Here is a 17254-nt window from a genome sequence, read left to right as displayed (position 1 = left end):
CCCATGCTTCCCCTTTCAGATATTTTAATCTGGTCCTTCGCTGGGGTGCTCTTCGGCTCGCTGATATCCTGGATCCCCGGTTTTCATATCTACAACATTATAGCCTTACTGGTGGCAGTCTTTGGGGTCGGGGAGAAGATGCCGGTTGAGGCCTTTCCTTTCTTTGGTCTTGGGGCCATAGTGGCTTACTCCTACGTCAGCGCCATATCCAGCGTCTACTTCAGTGTGGCGGATGAGAGTGCAGTCTTCCTCCTCTTCCCGACCCAGCGCTACCTCCTCCTTGGCAGGGGACACGAAGCGGTGCTGCTCTACCTCATCGGAGCCGTTTCAGGAACGCTCATTCTCGTCCTTGGAATGCTCTTCATTTTCCCCAAGGTCCTCCCGCCGATATACCAGGCAACGAGTCCGTACATCACGTACTTCCTGACGGCAATAGTGCTCTTCATGTTCATGAGCGAGTGGCCAAAGGAGGGGGACAGGGGGAGAACGGTGAAAGAGAGGCTGTGGCTGGCGTGGAGGCAGATACTCGGCGGAATCCTCGTGTTCTTCATCTCCGGAATACTCGGGTTCATAGTCATGAACACCAGCGTACTCCCAACGACGAGCGCTTACACGAGGCTCACACCTATGTTCATAGGGTTCTTCGGAATGTCGTGGGTCATACTCAACATCCTCTCAAACCCCCCGATGCTACCGCAGAAGCCGGAGGATATGATTGAGAGCAGCATCTACAACACCCTGAAGGCCAGCTTTGGAGGTGCCCTCGGAGGGACAATAGCCGCGGTCTACCCGATAATCACGGGAGGTATGGGAGCGCTGGTAGCAGGCCACATGACGAGCCAGCGCGGTGACGACGCCTTCATCATCAGCCAGGGTGTGAACAGGGTTCTCTACTACGTGGGTGCCTTTTCGCTCCTCTTCCTGCCGAACCTGAGGCTCACGAGGGGAGCTGGGGCGTGGCTGGTGAGCTCCATATACACTCCCAAGAGCTACTCCGAGTACATAGCCGCTATCGGCGTCATTCTGCTCGCCGCTGGAATAAGCTTCCTGTTCACCTACGCCCTCTCAGTAGTGATAGCCAGAAGCTTCAACGTCATGCACATCAAGAAGGTCTCCTACTTCGTCGCGGCAGTGCTCGTTGTGATCTCCTACCTGCTTACAGGCTGGATGGGAGTGGTGGTGCTCTTCGTCTCGACGGTGATAGGCCTTATGGCGGCCGCGTTCAACACCAGGAGAAGCTACTGCCTTGGAGGTCTCATCCTTCCAGTGCTTGTAAGCATGACTGGACATACGGGTGCTTTCATGCACCTCCTCGGACTGGGGTGATGCGGTATGAGGGGGTTCACTCACTACATATCAGGTCTCGCCGTTGCAACTTTCTTCCCCTCATTGGTCGCCGACATAAGAATGGGGATCCTGATTCCAGTCATAGCGGCGGCTTCGGCGTATTTCCCCGACTTCGTGGACTTCAAGTTCGGCAAGTTCTTCGCGAGGAGGGACTACGAGATCGATCCCGCCCCATGGGACGAGAAGAAGCACTACGCTCCGAAGCTCGTTAGAATAAAGGATCTCAGCGAGAAGAACCGCTACCAGTTCTTCGCCATCGAGGGAAAGGTCGAGGAGATACTCACAAAAGGATCTGGAACTATATCGTACGAGATCATCGAGAAAGACGGCACGGTTAGAACCGTTAAGGAGGAGTACAACAGCATAATCTTCACGCTCAGTGATGGAACGGGAAAGATAGTCGTGGACGCTTTTGGAGACGATTACAGGTTCTTTGAGGAGGAGTTCGGCCAGATTGAGGAAGGTAAGGAAATTCTCGTGTTTGGATACGTGGACGTTGATCCAGACGGCTCGCTGAGGTTCGTCGTCAGCGACGCTCCCCATCCTCAGAGAATCGCAGACACTATAGCCGAGGCAATAGAAACGGCCTACGAGGAGGGCGAGAAAATAGTCAAGATACACAACATCCGCCTGCCCGGGGACGTTTACAGGAGATTCGTAGTTCATCTGGATCCCCCAAAGAGGGAAGTCAGGGTGGAGATGGGCCCGATAGTCACTCCAGGCGGCATCGCCATAGGCGGAGAACCGCCGGAGTACAGGAAGTATGGAATAGCGAAGGTGAACGTTCCCTTTATCAAGACCTACCCGAAGCCCACGAGGATAGACTCCTTCTCAGGTCCGGAGATAGCCTTCAGGAGGACGAAGCACCGGGGGAAGACGGTAGTTAAGGACCGCTTCCTGCCCTGGCACCACGGCTTCAGCCACTCGATGACGATGGGAGTGATAATAGGAATCTTTGTCTTCCTCTTCGCCAAACTCTTCGGCTACAGCCACGCGACTGATCTAGCACTGGCTTCGATGATAGGCCAGTGGCTCCACGTCTTCGAGGATCAGCTGGGTTTCATGGGGAGCAACCTCTTCCCGCCGCTCACTAAGGACGTCATTCCGGGGTTCAAGCTTGGAGAGAGCGGGAGCGGACTTACGAACTTCTCAACGGCCTGGCTGATGATAGCGCTGATGATATGGAACTTCAACCGCTTCACAAACCCGAGGCCCATCCCGATAAGCGACGCAACGCTGCTCCTCTACCTTATCTGGCCCTCAATAATCGGCTTTGGGATAGCGATAGCCAAGAGCTTCAAGCTGAGAAGGGAGATCAACGAGCTCATGGACTACTACACCAACCTGGAAGCATTTGAGGAGATGGAGGAAGTCGGCGGGATTTAATCCCGCCCTCCCGTTTTTGCTCCATATTTTGGCTTTTTCGCCACAATCCCGAGGGCTTCCTCGACCCTTCTGACACCAACGAAGCCGGCCTTTCTAAGCCGCTCCATCACTCCCTTCTGAAGGTCTTTTCTCCTGTACCTCTTTCCGGGGTTGCCGACGTAGTGGAAGAGCCTTCCCCCTGGCTTCAAGATCCTGAAAAGCTCGCGGTAAAACTCCTCCGAGTACAGGTGGCCGGCCAGGGAAAAGCGCGGCGGATCGTGAATTACGGCGTCAAAGCTCTCGTCATTGAACTTCTTAACGACCTCAAAGGCATCCCCCTGGATAACCTGAACCTTCCCTCCAGTAAACAGCTCCCTGCTCCAGGGGTTTATGCGGGCGAGTTCAATAACGTGGAGGTCTTTTTCGATGGTTATTACGTAGGCACCTCTCCTGGAGGCCTCTATCGCAGTGTAGCCCAGCCCCATGCATGTGTCGAGAACAGTTTCACCTTCCTTCGGCATCACGGTGTTTACCTTGTTCCTCGTATCCTGGAGGGGGTTCACTTCCTTCGTGCGGTGCATCCTGATGCCGTTTATCTCTATGGTTGGGGGTATCGTCGGGACGAGCTTGTAAAAACCCGCATCAGTGGCTATCGCCGCTTTGTAAACCCCACCGTTTTTGACGAAGTAGACCGAGCCCTCGTCCCCGGCAATCCTCTCGATGATGCACCTCTCAACGAGGGTGCCGTCTGGGAAGAGGGCACCGTCGTCCCTCATCTCCACTTCCCAGGTTCTGTTCGTCTTCCGGAGATCGAGGTTGATTCGAACGGGACCTCTGGTTAGAAGAAGCCTTCTGGCCTCCCTTGATGTCAAGAAGTAGATCCCGCCCTCCAACTTTTGGCACCGGGTAGTGTTGCTCGGGGCAGTTAAAAACTTTGTGAGCAAAAGGTTAATAATTACTTTAGGGCTAATACTGATTAGTAAGTGGTGTGTGATGTGTGGGGGCGCGTTGATATGAAAACCCTTACGATTGAGCGGATATCCACCGGGGTGAAGGGCCTCGATGATCTGATAGAAGGCGGCCTTATACCCGGTAAGGTCTATCTTCTCACAGGTCCCCCCGGAAGCGGAAAGACCACTATGGGGATGCACTTTCTACTCGAGGGGGCGAGAAGAGGGGAGAAGGTCGCCTACGTCTCCCTGATCCAGGATCCCAACGAGGCCGTTAAGGATATGATGCGCTTCGATCCCTCCGTTCAGGTATACGTTGGGTCTAAAAAGCTCCTCCTCTTTGACCTCGGTCCCGTTCTCTGGAGGGAATCAACCCACGTGCCAACCTGGAAGAGCGTTCTGTTCAGGATAAGGGAGATGGCGGAGGACGAAAACATTTCCCGCCTTGTCATCGATCCCCTGACTGCTATAGAGTTCTCCATTGAGAACCCCGTTGAGAAAAAGGCCGAGCTGGCCCGCTTTGTTAGGGGTCTGGAGGATCTGGGGGTTACAGCCTATCTCATAGCAGAGATGACCGACATGAACAGGTACACTGAGGAGCACTACCTCGCGAGCGGGGTCATAATGCTCCACTACTTCCTCCTTGAGAGGAGGATGGTAAGGGCCGTCCAGGTTCTCAAAATGAGGAGAACAAAACATGAAACTGGCCTGTTCCTAGCGAAGTTCACTTCCAATGGTCTGGCCGTTGAGCACAGGAGCCCCTTTGAGGAGGTCTAGCTACCCTATCACCGATTTGAAGACCCTGGCCATGTTGTCGAAGGTTATGGCACGGATTTCCCTTTCGCTGAATCTTTCGGAGAGCAGGTTAAGCAGTGCGGGTATCTTTGACTCGTCCTCGAATCCTTCCACGCTCTTTCCGCTCCATCCAGGCAGGTAGTAGACGAAGTCGAATCCGAGGCCGACGTGCTCGTATCCGGCCATGTCTACCATGTATTCTATGTGCTCAACGTACCTCTCCAGGGTTGGCTTCTCCCTGTCGACGAAGTAGGGTATCGCAACGGCCCCTATAACGCCGTCCCTCTCTGCTATGGCCTTTATCTGCTCATCCGTTAGGTTTCTCCTGTTGTCGCAGAGCTTTCTCGCGTTGGAGTGGGAGGCTATCACTGGGAATGACGTTACCTCTAAGGTATCCCAGAATCCGGCTTCGTTTATGTGGCTGAGGTCGAGGAGTATTCCGAGCTCCTCCGCCTTTCCCACGACTTCGACTCCGAAGTTCGTCAGTCCGCCTCCGGTTCTTTCAAAGACCCCGTCCCCTATCTGGTTTCTCAGGCTCCACGTCAGTGTTAGAACGCGCAGTCCAAGGCTGTAGAAGACCTCGAGGACGTCCAGACTCTCTATAGGCTCCCCTCCCTCCATCCCTATCCAGAGTGCAACCATGTCCTCGTCTATGGCCCTCTCCATTGCCTCCCCTCTCGTCACTATTTCGAATCTTTCGCTCTCGTTAACGTCTCTGTGGAGCCGGGTAATGGCTTCCAGGGCGTACCTCAGGGCAATGGGCCTCTTGTCTGTGGGGGTCCATATCGAGGCTACCCTCGCCTTCACATAGCCTCTGAAGAACCGCTCAAAACCGGACTCCAGAACCCTCGTTTTACCCTTTCCGCGCTCCTCCCAGATCAGGGTTGGGAGGTCTGAATGGGCATCGAAGATGCGGTATCCTTCCATACCAATCACCGTCTAAAACTCAAGCCGGGCCCTCTCTTCCATCCTGGCTATTTCTTCTGATAACCTCGCTTTGAGCATGGGATCGGATATAAGGCCTGCAACGCCCCTTGCCTCCGTAAAATCCTTCCTTTCGGCGAGCTTCAGGGCCACCGCCGCCAGAGCCTCATCCTTCTTTTCGGGATCCTTGATGTCCACTGCAAAACGGAGGGCCCTTTCAAGCTCCCCCATCTCAGTGAGTATCGCGGCCGCCCTCTGGACGTTGCTGTCTGAGAGTCCTATGCGCTCAAGCAGGTGGAACGCTTCCTCCAGAACCTCCAGGTATTCCAGGGCACCCATTTTCTTCATCCAGTGGGCTATTTCGAGGATCGCTATGAACCTGTCCTGCGGGTCTTTTAGGGTTTTTTCAACAGTCTTCACCGCGAACTGATAGCGGCCCTCCAGGAGCGCGCTCCGGATCTCAGGGGTTCCGTGGTGGTAGGTTGTCTTGGCAAGTTCGACCTTCTTTTCGAGATCCGCCGCCCTCTGGCTTATCCTGAGCTTGTCGAATATGTCGTAGGCTATCTCGTAAAACCCTACCGCATCGGAGGAGTTGAGTTCGTCGCCAGCCGCTTCGAGGAGGTTTGCTATCTCTGTTATAATGTCAAGCTTCTTCCTGTAGTCCATCTCCGCTGAAATCGCCATGTCGAAGGCTTCGTTGAACGTATCCAGACCCTCGTCTTTAAACCCTGCAAGCGCCAGGTGGTAGGCCAGCACTGCCGTGGCAACGGCCCTTTCCCCATCGCTTTTTATCTTGGCGATCTCCTCCGCGGCGGAGTCAAAGAGCTCTGAGGCCAGTTCGGGGTTTCCGAGTACCGCGTGGGCGTAGGCCAGCCTTGATTTCAGGTAAACCTTGTCCTGGGGATCTTTGACCTTTTTGGAGAGCTTCAAGGCTTTTGCGAGGAGATCCTGAACCAGCTCGGGGTGGGAGCCCTTGGCCCCTAGGGCTATGTCGATGAACGAATCCGCCTGTTCAAGGGGATCCCCCATCTCGGAGGCGAGGTTTACTGCCTCTTCAAAGAGCCCCTTTGAGACGAGGATGATGATGTCATCATGCGAGGCCATGCTCATCACTATTACCATTTATATCGGACAACAGTTTATAAGGGTTCTCAGGAACTCTTCGTGGGTGGGAGCATGCTGACGATCGCCCTCTACAACACCTACGATCCCAGGAAACTTCACGAGGCTCATCTCAGAGCAATAGCCAGGGCAGGGCCAGTGGCGTACGCCTTCGGCTTTCACCTTGCTCTGGTTGGTTTTCCCATGGAGGGCAGGCCCATGGACGTGGCCGAGGAGATATCCCGGCATACCACGATTGGAGAGAGCGGAAAATACCTCCTCGAACTAGCCGAGAGGAACCACTTCCACCTCCTTGACTTCCCCTCCAAGGGTTTTCCGGCCCAGTTTGGCACCGTAGTGGCGACTACCAGAAAGCCCGAGGAGAAAAAGGAAGTAACCCCACGTGAGCTCGCCGAAAGGGCTTTGAAAGGGGAGAGCTTTCTCCTTCTGATAGGACTCGGAAGGCACGGCCTCCCGAAGGAAACTTTTAAGATCGCAAGGTATCATATGGACATCACGGGAAAGAGGGTGAGCCTTGAAACGTGCACCGCCATAGGCGCTATCCCTTCAAAGCTGAGCACTCTGATGGAGGGCCTGAGATGAATGATGACACCTGGAAGAAGGATGTGGCGTGGTTGCTAACAGCTCTCTTAATCGTCATGATCCTCAACTACGGTCTCAAATTTGTGATGGGCACCAGTTCACCTCTTGTCATCGTTATAAGCGGCTCTATGGAGCCGGTCATGTACCGCGGGGACGTTGTTCTCCTCAGGGGAGTTGATCCCAACGACATCCACGTTGGCGATGTTATAGTGTACAATGCCCCAATGTACACCTATCCGATAATTCACCGGGTTCACGCGGTCAAGACCGTTGAACTGGGGGGAAAGACCGAGAAGTGCTTTGTAACGTGGGGCGATAACAACCCCGCCCCCGACTGGGGGGAGTACCGCCTTTACCCCACCCCGCATGGGGGGCTTCCCTGCGTCCCCGCTTACGCCGTCGATGCCAAGGCTGTCATGGTATTTCCAAAGATCGGCATAATCCCGCTGTGGATAAGGGAGCACCTTTAACGGGATGATGTGAGGGTAGGTGGCTGAGCCGTGATGACCTAATCGGCCCCTGACCGTTTCCCTTTTAATTACAGAAAAATTTCAGAAAAGTGGTCATGCGTTCGCTTTCTGCCTGAGGACACCGCCGAAATATTCGAAGGATGGCTGTAGCAGGCCCCTTTCCACAAGTGCCGCAACGTCCCTGGAGACCTCCTTCAGTGCCGGATGCAGGAGGGAGTCATCACCGTGGGCCGCCCTCAGTATCTCCTCAAGTGGGGCGCTGTAGAGCCTCTTCCTGAAGAGGTACACCCGGGATCCCTCAACTACGAGGAACCCGTCAGGATACGCCACCCTAACCGTCATGCGCCCCACCTCCACTTATGAGAACAAATTGTAACTTAAAAATTTAACTGCCCAGAATTGTCCCATTGGCCGTGAGAGGGGAGAAAGCAGAAAAATGGGTATGGTCAGAGGTTCCTGACCTCTTCCTCAATGCTCTCCTCGAGCTCTTTCTCCCACTCCTCAACGTCAAAATCGACTAGCTCTTCCTCGAGCTCCTCTTTGAGGTTGCTAACACGCCTTTTCAGGGCGGACTTGGTCTCCTCGTCGTAGACGACGTAGTAGGGGTTCTTTTTGGCTGAGAGATAGAGCATCAGGAGCACCAGGTTGAGGAACACTAGGAGGATGACGATGGCGTAAACTGCCGCCCCTGCCATTTCTATCACCTCTTTCCTCCGAAGAGAGCTTTGAAGACCCTCTTTATCGGGCTCTCTGGCTCGGGCGGCTGCCACTTTATTCCTGCCAGTTTCGCCGCCAGCTGCTTGACGGCGATGGCTGCGGGGCTCGTCGGGTTCTTTATCACGAGCGGAACACCGTAGGCGGAGGCTCTCTTCACCTCGGGATCCTCGGGGATGACCGCGAGAACTGGAACCTCCAGTATTGCCTCGATCTCCTCCTGAGTGAGCTCGGTCTTCTCGTTGGTGACCCTGTTGAGGATCGCGCCGAGTGGGAGGGTTCCAAGCTTCTCGGCTATCAGCTTGGTCTTGAGGGAGTCAGTAATCGCGGAGATCTCCGGGTTGGTGACTATAATCAGCTCCTTACCAATGAGCAGGGCGGTAACCGATGTCATCTCAAGACCTGCGGGTGCGTCTATCAGGATAAAATCCGCCATCTGGCTTATCTCCCTTATGACCTCCCTGAGCCTCTCCGGCTTGGCCTTCTTTATCTTCTCGAGGCTTAGTCCACCGGGTATGACCTTAACCCCCGCTGGCCCCTCGTATATCGCGTCCTTGAGATCCGCCTCCCTCGCCAGGACGTCGTGGAGGGTTATCGGTATGTCCTCCATTCCAAGGACGAGGCTGAGGTTCGCCATGGTTATATCGGCGTCAATCAAAATCACTTCCTTTCCAAACTGGGCCAGTGCCACACCCAAGTTAGCAACGGTCGTTGTTTTTCCGGTACCACCTTTTCCAGATGCAAAAACGATGGAGCGGCCCTCCAAGAGTTACACCTCCGTTCTTTGATTTGATTCACCAGCGTCAACACGTTTGTCTACAGCCCTTTTGGACTTCAAGGCTTTTATCTTTTGTGGTTTTCTATGTTCACTATTGTGCTTTTGGAAATCTCACTTCCCTTCGGTGGACACACTCGAAACCCTTAAATTCCGGCAAGGTTTTAAGGGAAACGTCAAGAGAAGGAAAAGGTAGGTGGGAGATGTGAGACCTGAACACAAGTTTGCACTCACGGTTTACCTCTGGGGAACCATCTGCGGTGTCGTCAGCGGCGCTCTGTCGATACAGACCAGGGCGGCGTGGATAATCGGTGCTCTGATGTTCCTCATAACGGACGTCTTCGTTAAAATGGTGCTCAAGGACAACCTTCCGGAGGATCTTCAGGGTCTAGAAGGAGGTCAGTTCAGGGCCGCAGTGCTTAGGAAGGCATTCTGGGGCTGGTTTTTGTTCTGGCTGTACTTCACGATGCTCGTCTATACAGTGGGGATAGACTTCAAGCCGGTGCCGTACAACAATCAGAGTCTGCTGTCTCAAATGATGAACAAGACTTGAGGTGGGAGAATGAACGTTGAGGAACTCAAGAAGGCCGTTGCTCGTGAGGCTCTTTCATTCGTGGAGGACGACATGGTGGTCGGCCTCGGAACCGGATCTACGACTTCGTATTTCATCAGACTACTCGGAAAGAAGGTGATGGAGGAGGAGCTCGAGGTATACGGGGTGCCCACTTCACACCAATCCCGGATCCTGGCCATAGAGTCTGGAATTCCCATAGCATCGCTCGATGAGGTGGATGCCATCGATATAGCCGTTGACGGAGCGGACGAAGTCGATCCCGACCTCAATCTCATAAAGGGGCGCGGCGCGGCCCTTACAATGGAGAAAATAATCGAGTACCGCGCTGGAACCTTCCTCGTGCTGGTCGATGAGGGCAAGCTCGTGGAGAGACTCGGCCAAAAGATGCCCGTTCCGATAGAGGTCATTCCAGCGGCCTGGAGAGCGATAGCGGAGGAACTTGAAGTCTTCAACGCCACGGCGGAGCTCAGGTTTGCCGCCAAGAAGGACGGACCGGTTGTAACAGACAACGGCAACTTCATCCTCGATGCCAGATTCGAGAGGATAGACGATCCCCTCGACATGGAGATAGAGCTCAACACCATCCCGGGCGTCGTTGAGAACGGGATCTTCGCGGACATAGCCGATGTAGTGCTCGTCGGGACACCCGAGGGTGTCAAGAGGCTCGAACGTTAAGTTTATAAACGCCGCTTCATTCCTCCCTTTTGATCCACTGCGGGGGTTGCCGAGCCTGGTCAAAGGCGCGGGATTCAGGGTCCCGTCCCGCAGGGGTTCCGGGGTTCAAATCCCCGCCCCCGCACCACAACAGCAAACTTTTGCCAAGCAAAAGTTTGATCAAAGTTCGTGGTTCTTGTTCATGAGGGTCGTTTTAAGAGGATTTTCTCTTTTGAACGCTGTATTGAGTTTATGAATTCTACTTTCAGTGGAATTGCTCTTTATGAGTTTACTCTTTAATCGATGCCCGAAGGGCATCAATGCGAGAAACTCCTTGTAAAAAAGCTAGTACTTGTGGAATCTTGACTCGGGAGAGCTTTTTAGAATGAAAATCCTTATGGAAGGGCAATTCTGGAAGGAACCACGAGCCTTGATCAAACTTCGCGCAGGCGAAGTTTGAATGGTGGGCCCGCGGGGATTCGAACCCCGGACCTCCACCTTGTAAGGGTGGCGTCATAACCGTCTAGACCACGGGCCCGCCCGAAGTGAAGAAACGAAAAGACGATATAAAGCTTTCGCTAGACCTCCTCCAGGATCTCCTTTGGGGCCCCAGCAAACTCGACAAGGTACTCGGCTTCGACTATGTGGAGCCTTCCGGGAACTATTAGGACGTGGGGCTGCCTTCCGAAGTCCTCCTTGAGCATGTCCCTGACGTAGCCGGCCTTGAGAGTTGGGTTGAGCGAGCCGGCCCTCGCGAGAACTACCACTAGAGTCTCGGGCGTGAAGACTCCTTGCCCCTTCATCTCCTCGACCTGGAGGAGGATCTCCATCGCCTCGTTGGCCGTCATATACCTGTTCTGATCCGCCTTGATGTCGAGGAAGAGAAGGGTATGGAGGCTCCTCTCCTTGTTCTCCCTTATCACGTCGTAGTGGCTCGTTGGGAACCAGTTCTTCTCCGGATATGCAACGGTCGCGCTCTTGCCGAACTTGTAGATCTGAAGACCGGTGATGGCAACTGCCGAATAAATACTGGGGGCATGAATGACGTAGCTCTCGATTCCAGCTTTCTTCGCCCTTATCCTGAGGTCTGCGTGCGTCGTCGCCACCATGGGATCTCCTGCGGTTAGAAAGGCGACATCCTTATCCTTTGCCTCTCTCAGCACGATTCTCTCGAAGTTCAGCTCGACGTCCTCCCTGCTCAGCCGCTTTATGGGCTTTCCTATCAGCTCCTCAATCTTCTCAATTGTCGTTCCGGCTAGTAGGGAGGTGTAAAACTCCGCAAAAACTTCCTCGCACTTCTTCGCCGCTTCGAGCCCCTTGAGCGTTACATCCTTTTCGTCGTAAAGACCCAGACCTATGAAGTAAATCGCCATTCCCTTCACCGTACGGCGTTGGGACTGGGGCTTAAAAGATGAACGGTGAAAAAAAGGGATAGGGCAAAGCGAATGGTTCAGATTATCAGCGAGACGAGGTCTCTTATCGCCTTCTCAGGATCTTTGGCCTTGGTAACGCCGCTTGCGAGAAGAACTCCAACGCTTCCGAGCTCAAGGGCCTTCTTGACGTCCTCGCCGGTGCTTATGCCTGCACCAGTCAGGACGCCAACGTCTGGGTTTACCTTCTTCACGAGCTCGACGGTGTTGGTGACTACTTCCGGCTGGGCCTTGCTCACTGGAATTCCTGTTCCTATGAGCTCCGGCGGCTCGACGGCAACGTAGTCCGGGCCGAGGGCAGCGACAGCCGCCGAAACGGCTGGATTGTTGGAGCAGACCATGGTCATAAGCCCGACTTCCTCCGCCCTTCTTATCGCCGCCTCAAGGTCGGCTAGGATCATTCTGTTCTCGGAGTGGTTGAGGAGTGTCCCAATGGCCCCAGCCTCTTTAACCGCCTCCGGGAGGACGTGGCCGGTGTGGCTTCCGGGCTTTATCGGGTCGATGTGCTGGGCGAAGACAGGGATCTCAACGCTCTCCGCTATCATCCTCAGGTCTGCCAGTTGAGGGGCGACCACGAAGGTTATCCCTGTCTCTTTGGAGACCTTCTCGGCCGCCTTCGCTATCTCGAGGGCCCTCTTTCCCGTTGCCTCGATGTAGGTCTTGAAGTTTATCGCTATAATAGGCTCCTTAAGCTTCCCCATGGGTATCACCGTAAGTGTTATGCATCTGGAGTTTAAACGTCTTTCTGGAGGTACACTGGTGTCTCATCCTTCAAGCTCGAGCTGATCTTTCCAGGAAAAAAGTAACCACCTACACAAAAGGGTTAAGTACCGGATGGCCGTTAAAATTAGGGGGATGGGCATGAACAAGGCTCTGTTAGTGATGGCAATCGTTACCCTAGCGCTGTTCGGCTACGCGATCAAAACGGCTCACCTTCCACCGGCCAGTGTTACCTACCACGAGGTCTTCTACCTCGACAACAGGAGCGTCGTCTTCGTCGAGAAGGACGGCTGGGGCCTTTTCGAGATGGACGTGAACCCCAAGGTCAAGGGCTTCGAGATGAAGATAACCTTCCCGAAGGGGACGAGCTACCTCGTGGACTACAACGGGGAGCAGTACAAGGGCACGGACGAGTTCAAGACCACGGTTAATGAGGGCGGAACGATGTACGTTCACTTCAGGGTTCCGGACGATCTCGTTAAGTCCCTCTACTACAAAAAGGGAAGCGCCGAAGTCAGCATACACCTTGAGAAAATGCCATTCTGGCGCGATGACTACACCCTGACATTGGCCCCGAGGAAATCTAAGTAGTGTCCTTCTTTTTTCTTCGTCTGCTGCAAGAGCCTGGTTGTCAGTTCCTCCAGGACTTCGTTCTCTTTAACTATTCTCGTTTCCACCCCTATCTCCGTGGAGTAGTTCTTTACCCACCCCGGCTTTGAGTTGAAGTTCGAGACAACCCACAGCTCCGTGAAGCCTGCCCTGTAGGCCTTAACGACGTCGTAGAGGAGCCTCTGCGGAAACCACTTGAAGGAAGCCTCCAGCTCAATCGCGAGGAGCTTTTCCTCCCCGTTGAGAATCGCGATGTCTATCCGCGTGCCGTCGGGAGTTCTGTATTCGGGAACGGCCTGAAGACCGAGCTCCGAGGAAAGCTCGATGATTTGCTTTGTTAGAGTTTTGACTTTGATTTTTGGACACCTAAATGTGCATGAAATGAAAGGTTTAAAAAACATTTAGTACTTACTTCTAATTATGAACAAAGAAAAAAGTCTTGATGTCGGAATATTAATAGCCATTATTTCTGTTCTATCTGGAAGTTTATTAAACAGTAAAATTGTAGAAGATATTATTGAAAAGGTTTCAAAAACCGTGGTAGTATTTTTCATTGAAATCGCATTTCTTATGTTGTTTAGCTCTAGTGTATATTACATTGCAAGCGTTAGACTCTCCAAAGAAGAGTATAATGATGTCGCCACGATGCAGGTGTTAGTATCCTTGGGGATACTGGCAGGTTTAACCATGTTTTGGGCCAGTTTGTACATAGTCAGTGCGAATCCCCAAAATATTGGTCTTGGGAAATTGATAACAGTGTATATACTTCTCTTTGTTGTGTTATTGATATTGATATACTCTCAATTTAATTGGAGATCATGCTTAAGAAACGTTCAAAAATTGTTTGGGATTGTGGTGGATACTCAATCTACACTTGATATTGGAATGGCTGCTTTAAGTGTTGTATTGTTAATAGCGCTAGTATACAATGGGCTAAGTCATGCTCTCACTTTACTTTTTATAGTGATGCTCCCTGCATTTGGAATAAAAATAGAAGATGAAGCGCAAAAAGTAGGGGCCAACAAGGTAAAACTATATAGGTCAGGTTTGTTGCTATTAAGTATTTCAACTGGGGCAATCCTTGGCATTGCATACCTCGTCCAGAATCTAAATAGATGCAGGTTTACCTGGAGTCCAAGGTCCATCTTGGATATTATCATTATCCTTTACACAGTTTATGTATTCTTACAAGTGGGACGTTCAAAGTTTAATGAACTTAATGTTGACTTTGCTGAAGTACTTGGTATTTCTCTCATTGTGATGATTGGATATTATCAAAAATGGAAACAATCTTCACCTCCACCATCCTGTTTTGCATTCCTAGAATTCACGCTACTCCTATATGCGATCTTAGCAATCCCAACATATGGAGAAGAATTGAGGAGATTCTCAACACATGTTAATCAAAAAATAGCTAAAAAAGATCAAAGAAAACTAAGTGAATAGGAATTAATCTTTTTTGACTATCTGTTTTTTAACTTCCTCAATCGCTTCCTCCGCCTTGAGCGGGTTCTTTATCCTGCCCTGCGCTAATTCTTTCCTTCCGCCGCCGCCACCGCCGGCGACGCTCGTTATCACCTTCGCCAGCTCCCCGGCTTTTAGCTCGATGCCCTCTCCAACTGCCACCACAAAGTGGCCCTCCCTGCTTATTAGAACGATGACGCGCTTCTCCTTCCTGAGCCTGTTGGCCGCTTCCCTGAGGTCGTCGATGGTTCCTTCCACTACTTTTCCTATGAACTCAACATCGTCAACCTTCTCAACATTCTCCTGAAGTTCGTAGACAAGAAGCTTTGCCAGCTCCTTCCTGAGCTTCTCGACTTCTTTCCTGGCTTCCTTCCACTCGTTGAAGAACCTCTCCGCCGTCTCAGGCACCTTCTCAGGCGGGACGCGGAAGACTTCGCTCGTCTTCTTGAGTATCCTCTCGGTCTCTTGCATCCAGTTGATCGCCGCCTCACCGGCCGCGAAAATAATTCTCTCAACCCCATCCTGTATCCTCTCGGTTCTGAGTATCTTAATCGGGCCAATCAAGCCGGTGTTCGGCAAATGAGTTCCACCGCAGGCCTGAACGTCCCAGTCCTCTATCTTCAGAACCCTGATGACCCTTCCCGGAACGACACCACCTTGATACAGGCGGAAGCCGTACTTCATCTCCGCTTCCGTCCTGGGCAGCCACTCCCATGTGACCTTCCTGTTTTCCATGACGACCCTGTTGGCTAGCCTCTCAATCTCCCTCAGTTCCTCCTCGGTTATGCGCTTGTAGTGGGAGATGTCCAAACGGGCCCAGTCTGTGTGGAGCTGGCTTCCCGCCTGCCAGACGTGCTTTCCTAAAACGCGGACGAGCGCACCCATGAGGACGTGGGTTCCGGTGTGGTGGCGCATGTGCTGTATCCTCCTGCCCCAATCGAGCCTTCCGTGGACCTTAGCCCCTTCCCTGAAGAGCTCCGGCCTCTCCACCTTGTGGAGGATGACCTTTCCTATCTTCTGGACGTTCGTGACCTTAACTTCCTCACCGTCAACTTCCAGAACTCCGGTGTCGTACGGCTGACCTCCGCCTTCAGGATAGAACGCCGTCTGGTTGAGGACAACCCAGCCGTCTATGACCTTCAGGACTTTCGCGTCGAACTCCTTCATGAAGGGATCCTCGTAGTAGAGCGTCCTCGTGTCGGGGAAGTCTTTAACCAGCTCAAAGTCCACCACGTATTCAGCGGCCGCCTTCTTTTCGGTCTTCTCAGCCTCTTTGGCCACCAGGGTGTAGAAGTTGTCTGGAATCTCGACTTTAACTCCTTCCTTCTCTGCCACTTCCCTGACTATCTCTGGAGTAAGGCCGTGGCTCTCGTAGAAGAGGATGAGCTTCTCAAGCGGTATCTCGTTCTTCCCGGCCTTCTTGAGCTTGGCTATCTCCCTCTTCACGAGGTCGCTTCCCCTCCTAAGGGTATCCTGGTAGCGCTTCTCCTCGACGTTGATTATGTCGAGGATGACGTCCTCCATCTCCTTGAACTCGGGGAAGGTTGGCGAGAGCTCCTTTATGTGCATTGCGACTATCTCGGAGAGCGGGATTTCGAGGCCGAGCTCGCGGAGGTGCCTTATGCTCTTCCTTATCAGCAGGCGCGCAAGGTAACCGGCCTTAACGTTGGACGGGATAACCCCGTCAGCTAGCATGAAGGTTAGGGCCTTTGTGTGGTCGGCTATGGCGTAGATGAGTTCATATGGCCTAACCGCCTTCTCAAGCTCCTCGACGCTTATTCCCACGCGCTTTGCCACCTGCTCCCTCAGGTAGCGCAGGTCGCCCATGTCCTCGATGTCGAACATTCCAGCCAATCTGGAGTTCTCCATGAGAATGCGCTCGTCTATCTTCTCTATCCCGGCCATCCTCTTTAGCGGCTCGACTACGTAGCCGAGAACCGCGTCGTAGGCCGTTGGAGTGCCCTGACTCATCCAAACCAGGCGTTCAAGGCCGTAGCCCGTATCAACCACCCTTGTCTCCATCGGGACGTAGAAGTCGCCCTTTATCTCGACGACCTGGCTAGGGTCGGCATCTTTTGGGGCCTTCTTGTACTGCATGAAGACGAGCGTTGCCACCTCAAGCCCGCGGTAGAGCACCTCGAACGCCGGCCCGGCGTTTCCTCCTCCCGCCCATGGGTTCTCCTTGAAGGTTATGTCCTCCGCCTTCATGCCGAGCTCCTTTGTGAAGAACTCGAAAGCTAACTCCACCGTCTCGTCCATCCAGTAGATCGGCTTGCCAGGGTAGTTGAAGGCGTGATGCGCCATCATCTCGAATATCGTGAAGTGTCTCCCGGTTATCCCGACGTTGTCGATGTCGGTAAAGCGGATTGAGGGCTGGCTTATGGTGAGAGGGTTCGCCGGCGGGTCTGCCTCGCCGCTTATGACCCAGGGCTGGAAGTCCATGATCGAAGCTCCAACGAGGAGTACATCGTCCCTCCAGCGCGGGAGAACCGGGAAGCGCTTGACTCTGCCGTGGCCGTGCCTTTCGAAGAAGCTCAGGAACTTCTCGCGCATCTCGTCGAGGGTGTACTTTCTCGGAATTCCGGGCTTTCCTATGAACTGGTACTCGTCACACGGAGGGTCTCCGCAGGTTTCTCTGTCCGGGTCGAGCGTCCAGAAGAACTTGCCGCACTTGGGGCACTGCTTCCTTATCCAGCCTTCCTCCTTGAACATTCTGGTCGTCATGTCCATGCTCATAACTACCACCCCTTTAGCTGAAC

Annotated in this window: 19 protein-coding genes and 2 tRNA genes; 10 read left to right on the top strand and 11 right to left on the bottom strand. The window is 53.2% G+C overall.

Annotated elements, in window-relative coordinates; translation table 11 throughout:
- Positions 1-3: 3 nt before the first annotated feature.
- Together A3L09_RS00220 and A3L09_RS00215 are read left to right on the top strand one after the other, a co-directional pair.
- Complete coding sequence (locus A3L09_RS00220) at positions 4-1326, top strand: tripartite tricarboxylate transporter permease (RefSeq protein WP_088857062.1); 1323 nt, start codon at positions 4-6, stop codon at positions 1324-1326.
- Between the two features lie 6 nt (positions 1327-1332).
- Positions 1333-2733, top strand: coding sequence for a metal-dependent hydrolase (locus tag A3L09_RS00215; protein ID WP_088857061.1), 1401 nt, complete (start codon positions 1333-1335; stop codon positions 2731-2733).
- Here the strand turns inward: A3L09_RS00215 and A3L09_RS00210 are convergent.
- The gene (locus A3L09_RS00210; protein ID WP_232473543.1) at positions 2730-3605 is read right to left on the bottom strand and encodes a class I SAM-dependent methyltransferase; all 876 of its coding nucleotides are present in this window, start codon (positions 3603-3605) and stop codon (positions 2730-2732) included. The two genes, A3L09_RS00215 and A3L09_RS00210, sit on opposite strands and share 4 nt — an antisense overlap.
- Before the next feature lie 120 nt (positions 3606-3725).
- Here A3L09_RS00210 and A3L09_RS00205 point away from each other — a divergent pair, with 120 nt between their 5' ends.
- Positions 3726-4439 carry an RAD55 family ATPase gene (locus tag A3L09_RS00205; RefSeq protein ID WP_088858932.1) on the top strand — a complete coding sequence of 238 codons (714 nt, stop codon included), beginning with the start codon at positions 3726-3728 and terminating at the stop codon, positions 4437-4439.
- Here the strand turns inward: A3L09_RS00205 and A3L09_RS00200 are convergent, their stop codons facing one another.
- Positions 4440-5384 (bottom strand): dipeptidase, encoded by a 945-nt coding sequence (locus A3L09_RS00200; protein WP_088857060.1) that lies wholly within the window; start codon positions 5382-5384, stop codon positions 4440-4442. It abuts the gene before it with no gap.
- 12 nt (positions 5385-5396) lie between these two features.
- Positions 5397-6491 carry a tetratricopeptide repeat protein gene (locus tag A3L09_RS00195; protein ID WP_232473542.1) on the bottom strand — a complete coding sequence of 365 codons (1095 nt, stop codon included), beginning with the start codon at positions 6489-6491 and terminating at the stop codon, positions 5397-5399.
- 66 nt (positions 6492-6557) lie between these two features.
- Between A3L09_RS00195 and A3L09_RS00190 the strand changes: the two genes are divergently transcribed.
- Both A3L09_RS00190 and A3L09_RS00185 read left to right on the top strand, forming a co-directional pair.
- Positions 6558-7085 carry a DUF531 domain-containing protein gene (locus A3L09_RS00190; protein WP_088857059.1) on the top strand — a complete coding sequence of 176 codons (528 nt, stop codon included), beginning with the start codon at positions 6558-6560 and terminating at the stop codon, positions 7083-7085.
- Positions 7082-7555: a signal peptidase I gene (locus A3L09_RS00185; RefSeq protein WP_088857058.1), complete on the top strand. Its 474-nt coding sequence runs from the start codon at positions 7082-7084 to the stop codon at positions 7553-7555. Before A3L09_RS00190 ends, A3L09_RS00185 begins: the two co-directional genes overlap by 4 nt.
- A gap of 93 nt (positions 7556-7648) precedes the next feature.
- Here A3L09_RS00185 and A3L09_RS00180 read toward each other — a convergent pair whose 3' ends face one another.
- The 3 genes from A3L09_RS00180 to minD form a co-directional block, all read right to left on the bottom strand.
- Positions 7649-7897: a hypothetical protein gene (locus tag A3L09_RS00180; RefSeq protein WP_088857057.1), complete on the bottom strand. Its 249-nt coding sequence runs from the start codon at positions 7895-7897 to the stop codon at positions 7649-7651.
- Between the two features lie 104 nt (positions 7898-8001).
- The gene (locus tag A3L09_RS00175; protein WP_088857056.1) at positions 8002-8250 is read right to left on the bottom strand and encodes a hypothetical protein; all 249 of its coding nucleotides are present in this window, start codon (positions 8248-8250) and stop codon (positions 8002-8004) included.
- A 5-nt stretch (positions 8251-8255) separates the two neighbouring features.
- The gene (gene minD / locus A3L09_RS00170) at positions 8256-9035 is read right to left on the bottom strand and encodes a cell division ATPase MinD (protein ID WP_088857055.1); all 780 of its coding nucleotides are present in this window, start codon (positions 9033-9035) and stop codon (positions 8256-8258) included.
- A gap of 214 nt (positions 9036-9249) precedes the next feature.
- Here minD and A3L09_RS00165 point away from each other — a divergent pair, with 214 nt between their 5' ends.
- From A3L09_RS00165 to A3L09_RS00155, 3 genes are all read left to right on the top strand, one after another.
- The gene (locus A3L09_RS00165; protein ID WP_088857054.1) at positions 9250-9597 is read left to right on the top strand and encodes a hypothetical protein; all 348 of its coding nucleotides are present in this window, start codon (positions 9250-9252) and stop codon (positions 9595-9597) included.
- 9 nt (positions 9598-9606) lie between these two features.
- Positions 9607-10293, top strand: coding sequence for a ribose-5-phosphate isomerase RpiA (gene rpiA / locus A3L09_RS00160; protein ID WP_088857053.1), 687 nt, complete (start codon positions 9607-9609; stop codon positions 10291-10293).
- 39 nt (positions 10294-10332) lie between these two features.
- Positions 10333-10420, top strand: a tRNA-Leu gene (locus tag A3L09_RS00155).
- Between the two features lie 313 nt (positions 10421-10733).
- Here the strand turns inward: A3L09_RS00155 and A3L09_RS00150 are convergent.
- The 3 genes from A3L09_RS00150 to tpiA all read right to left on the bottom strand — a co-directional run bounded on the left by A3L09_RS00150 (position 10734) and on the right by tpiA (position 12403).
- Positions 10734-10810 (bottom strand) — tRNA-Val (locus A3L09_RS00150).
- 40 nt (positions 10811-10850) lie between these two features.
- The gene (dph5, locus tag A3L09_RS00145) at positions 10851-11645 is read right to left on the bottom strand and encodes a diphthine synthase (RefSeq protein ID WP_088857052.1); all 795 of its coding nucleotides are present in this window, start codon (positions 11643-11645) and stop codon (positions 10851-10853) included.
- A 77-nt stretch (positions 11646-11722) separates the two neighbouring features.
- Entirely contained in the window at positions 11723-12403 is a 681-nt protein-coding gene (gene tpiA, locus A3L09_RS00140; protein WP_088857051.1) for a triose-phosphate isomerase, read from the bottom strand.
- Positions 12404-12557: 154 nt separating this feature from the next.
- On the opposite strand from tpiA, the gene A3L09_RS00135 reads away from it, so the two are divergent.
- Positions 12558-13013, top strand: a complete 456-nt coding sequence (locus A3L09_RS00135) for a hypothetical protein (protein ID WP_232473541.1) — start codon at positions 12558-12560, stop codon at positions 13011-13013.
- On the opposite strand, the gene A3L09_RS00130 is transcribed toward A3L09_RS00135, so the two are convergent.
- Positions 12977-13432, bottom strand: a complete 456-nt coding sequence (locus A3L09_RS00130; protein ID WP_088857049.1) for a hypothetical protein — start codon at positions 13430-13432, stop codon at positions 12977-12979. The two genes, A3L09_RS00135 and A3L09_RS00130, sit on opposite strands and share 37 nt — an antisense overlap.
- Positions 13433-13451: 19 nt before the next feature.
- On the opposite strand from A3L09_RS00130, the gene A3L09_RS00125 reads away from it, so the two are divergent.
- Positions 13452-14477: a hypothetical protein gene (locus A3L09_RS00125; protein ID WP_088857048.1), complete on the top strand. Its 1026-nt coding sequence runs from the start codon at positions 13452-13454 to the stop codon at positions 14475-14477.
- 3 nt (positions 14478-14480) lie between these two features.
- Here the strand turns inward: A3L09_RS00125 and alaS are convergent, their stop codons facing one another.
- Positions 14481-17231, bottom strand: a complete 2751-nt coding sequence (gene alaS, locus A3L09_RS00120; RefSeq protein WP_088857047.1) for an alanine--tRNA ligase — start codon at positions 17229-17231, stop codon at positions 14481-14483.
- Positions 17232-17254: the final 23 nt, after the last annotated feature.

Source organism: Thermococcus profundus, from assembly GCF_002214585.1.
Classification (GTDB): domain Archaea; phylum Methanobacteriota_B; class Thermococci; order Thermococcales; family Thermococcaceae; genus Thermococcus; species Thermococcus profundus.
The sequence above is the reverse complement of the archived record's forward strand: the minus strand, read 5'-3'. Positions and strand labels throughout refer to the sequence as shown.